This window comes from Mesorhizobium sp. (assembly GCF_004962925.1).
Classification (GTDB): Bacteria; Pseudomonadota; Alphaproteobacteria; order Rhizobiales; family Rhizobiaceae; genus Mesorhizobium.
The window spans coordinates 13,826-17,292 of record NZ_SUEO01000013.1 but is presented as its reverse complement, the minus strand read 5'-3'; the positions used below and the strand labels follow the sequence as shown (position 1 = coordinate 17,292).

Sequence of the window (3,467 nt, the reverse complement as noted above, 5' to 3'; positions counted from 1 at the left end):
GTTCGGCCGGCATCAGCTTGTCGAATTCGATGCGAATGACCGAGCCGCATCAGCGTGCTCACCGGTCCGCTGGCGCTCAGCCAGATTTCCGAGATCGTCGCCATCGCCCGCGATGATCTCAAATTCACTCCCTATAATCCGCGCTTTCCCGAGCGCATCCGCGAGCACGGCGGTGACTGTTTCGCCGCCATCCGCGAGAAGGACATCATCGTTCATCACCCCTACGAATCCTTCGACGTGGTGGTGCAATTCCTGCGCCAGGCGATGGCCGACCCGGAAGTGGTGGCGATCAAGCAGACGCTCTATCGCACCTCGAACGACAGCCCGATCGTGCGCGCCTTGGTCGACGCGGCGGAGGCCGGCAAGTCGGTGACGGCGCTGGTCGAGCTCAAGGCGCGTTTCGACGAGGAAGCCAACATCCGCTGGGCGCGCGACCTCGAGCGCGCCGGCGTTCAGGTCGTATTCGGCTTCCTCGAACTGAAGACCCACGCGAAAATGTCGCTGGTGGTGCGGCGCGAGGACGGCAAGCTGCGCAACTACGTGCATCTCGGCACCGGCAACTACCACCCGGTCACCGCGCGCATCTACACCGACCTGTCCTTCTTCACCACCGATCCGACGATCGCCCGCGATGTCGCCCAGCTATTCAATTTCATCACCGGCTACGCCGAGCCGACCGAAGAGATGCGGCTGGCCATCTCGCCCTTCACGCTGCGCAAACGCATCCTCAAGCACATTTCGGATGAGATTGCCCATGCGCTGGAGGGCAGGCCGGCCCGCATCTGGATGAAGATGAATTCGTTGGTCGACCCGATCATCATCGACGCGCTCTATGACGCCAGCCGCGCCGGCGTCGAGATCGATCTCGTCGTGCGCGGCATCTGCTGCCTGAGGCCCCAGGTGCCGGGCCTGTCGGAAAACATAAGGGTCAAGTCGATCGTCGGCCGCTTCCTCGAACACAGCCGCATCTATTGTTTCGGCAACGGCCATGGACTGCCGTCGGACGGGGCGGTCGTCTATATCTCATCGGCCGATTTGATGCCGCGCAATCTCGACCGTCGCGTCGAAACCATGGTGCCGATCACCAATCCAACGGTGCATGAACAGGTCCTCGGCCAGATCATGCTGGGCAACATCATGGACAACCAGCAAAGTTTCGACGTATTGGCTGACGGAACCTCCCGGCGCGCCGTGCTTGAGGAGGGCGAGGAACCGTTCAACGCGCAGGAATATTTCATGACTAATCCGAGCCTTTCCGGACGGGGCGATGCGCTGAAATCGCATGCGCCCAAGCGCATCGCGCAGTTCAAGCGCCGCAAGAAAAACGGCGCAGCGACCGGCTGATGATTTCAACGTCCCAGGGCCGGCTTCAGGACCGCCGACCGCTGTCCATCATCGACATCGGGTCGAACTCGATCCGTCTTGTCGTCTATGAGGGGCTGTCGCGCTCGCCGACCACGCTGTTCAACGAAAAGATGCTGGCTGGCCTCGGCCGCGGCATTGTTTCGACCGGAAAGCTCGACCCCGAGGCGGTGACCCGCTCGATGGAGGAGTTTCGCCGTTTCCGCGCGCTGTCCGAGCAGGCCGGCGCCGAGCGTATGTATGTGCTGGCGACCGCCGCCGCGCGCGAGGCGGTCAACGGTCCCGATTTCATCCACCGCGCCGAAGATGTGCTCAAGACCGAGGTCCAGGTGCTGAGTGGACGCCAGGAAGCCCATTATTCCGCGCTTGGCGTCATTTCCGGCTTCCATCCGGCTGACGGCATCGCCGGCGACCTCGGCGGCGGCAGCCTTGAACTGGTGGACGTCGACGGCGAGACGATCGGCGACGGCATCACGCTGCCCTTGGGCGGCCTGCGCCTGCAGGACATGGCGAAGAACTCACTGGCCCAGGCCGGAAAGATAGCGCGCGACGAGCTCGCGCGGGCAAAGCTTCTGAAAGGCGGGCGGGGCAGGCCATTCTATGCGGTCGGCGGCACCTGGCGAAACCTCGCTCGGCTGCACATGGAAATGACCAACTATCCGCTGAGCGTCATGCACCATTACGAGATCGGCATCGAAAGCGCTGCGAACTTCCTCAAGCAGGTGGCCAGGGGTGAGATCGAGAAGGTGAAGGGTATCGAAGGCGTCTCGAAGAACCGCCGCTCGCTGCTGCCTTATGGCGCCATCGTGCTGCAGGAGATCATGGCGGCGATGCAGCCATCCAAGATCATCGTCTCGGCGCTGGGCGTGCGCGAGGGCTTTCTCTATTCGCTGCTCGACGAGGCCGAGCAGAAGGCGGATCCGTTGATCTCGGCTTCGGAGGAACTCGCCCGGCTGCGCTCGCGCTCGGTCGCCCACGCGCATGAGCTTGTCGAGTGGACGGGCAAGGCCTTTGCCGCCTTCGGTATCGACGAGACCGACGATGAGAGGCGCTATCGCCAGGCCGCCTGTCTGCTTGCCGACATCGGCTGGCGCGCGCATCCCGAATATCGCGGCAAGCAGTCGCTCAATATCATCGCCCATGCCTCCTTCATCGGCGTCGACCACCCCGGGCGTGCCTTCCTGGCGCTTGTCAATCTGTTTCGCCACGAGGGCGTGTTCAACGAAGCCGCTCCGGAAATCCGGGGGCTGGCGACGCCGCGCTACCTCGAGCGCGCCCGCGCACTGGCCGCGTTGATGCGCGTCGTCTACGTGCTGACGGCGGCGATGCCGGGCGTCATGCCGCGGCTAAAATGGGAGAGCCGCGGCAATGGCGTGCTTGCGCTGGTGCTGCCGGCTGCACTGGCCGATCTTTACGGCGAGCGGCCTGCCGGGCGCCTGGCGCAACTGGCGAGGGTCACCAATCGCCGGCTGGTGCTGGCGGTCGAGGGCGGCCCCAATATGCCAGCCAAGTAGTTAGGCTCAGTCAAGTAGCTTGTGTCGGTCAAGTCGTTTCAGGGCCGATCCTAATGCATGTCGCCCAAAAGTGCGCAGCGGTTTTAGGATAACGACATGCGTAAAAACAACAGCTTAAAGCGCGTCGCATGAATCCCTTCAGACGTGACGCGCTTTAAGTGTCCAGCCGTCGGCCGACCATGCGCCTGCGCCAGCCATCGCCAGCGCCAGAAAACCGCCTGACAGGGCGATGTCCTTCATCAGCATCTGCGAATGCATGAAGGTCAGCGTCGGATCGTCGCCGCCCTGGCCATAATGGCCGATGACGCCCGCCGCGATGCAGAAGGCGGCAAGCAGGAGCGCCACGATCGGCGTCTTGAGGCCGACGAGGATGAGCAGTCCGGCGATCAGCTCGAACAGGCCCGTCGCCCAGGCTACGAGCGTCGGCAACGGCAGGCCGAGGCCGGCAAAATAGCCTGATGTGCCGGCAATGTCGGCAAGCGCGTGAAAGCCGGACGGAACGAATAGGGCGGCGAGCAGCAGTCGGGAAAGCAGAAGCAGCGCATTGCGGGGCATTGGTCACCTCCGATGTCGGCGGCCGGCCTCATCCCG

2 protein-coding genes and 1 pseudogene are annotated in these 3,467 nt (G+C 63.6%); 2 read left to right on the top strand and 1 reads right to left on the bottom strand.

Translation table 11 applies throughout. The features are described 5' to 3' along the window. Positions 1-42 precede the first annotated feature (42 nt). Positions 43-1,344 (top strand): annotated as a pseudogene (gene ppk1 / locus E5W87_RS05275) (polyphosphate kinase 1); the annotation flags it as partial. Further along, a complete protein-coding gene (gene ppx, locus E5W87_RS05270) occupies positions 1,344-2,876 on the top strand; it encodes an exopolyphosphatase (protein ID WP_292394699.1) in 1,533 nt (510 codons plus the stop codon). The pseudogene ppk1 and the gene ppx, both read left to right, overlap by 1 nt. A gap of 138 nt (positions 2,877-3,014) precedes the next feature. On the opposite strand, the gene E5W87_RS05265 is transcribed toward ppx, so the two are convergent. Continuing rightward, a complete protein-coding gene (locus tag E5W87_RS05265) occupies positions 3,015-3,431 on the bottom strand; it encodes a DoxX family protein (RefSeq protein WP_292394697.1) in 417 nt (138 codons plus the stop codon). Positions 3,432-3,467: the final 36 nt, after the last annotated feature.

What these genes read in the sequence shown, in the direction of transcription:
- ppx (WP_292394699.1), top strand. Translation starts at nt 1,344, where the DNA reads ATGATTTCAACGTCCCAGGGCCGGCTTCAGGACCGCCGACCGCTGTCC.
- E5W87_RS05265 (WP_292394697.1), bottom strand. Translation starts at nt 3,431, where the DNA reads ATGCCCCGCAATGCGCTGCTTCTGCTTTCCCGACTGCTGCTCGCCGCC.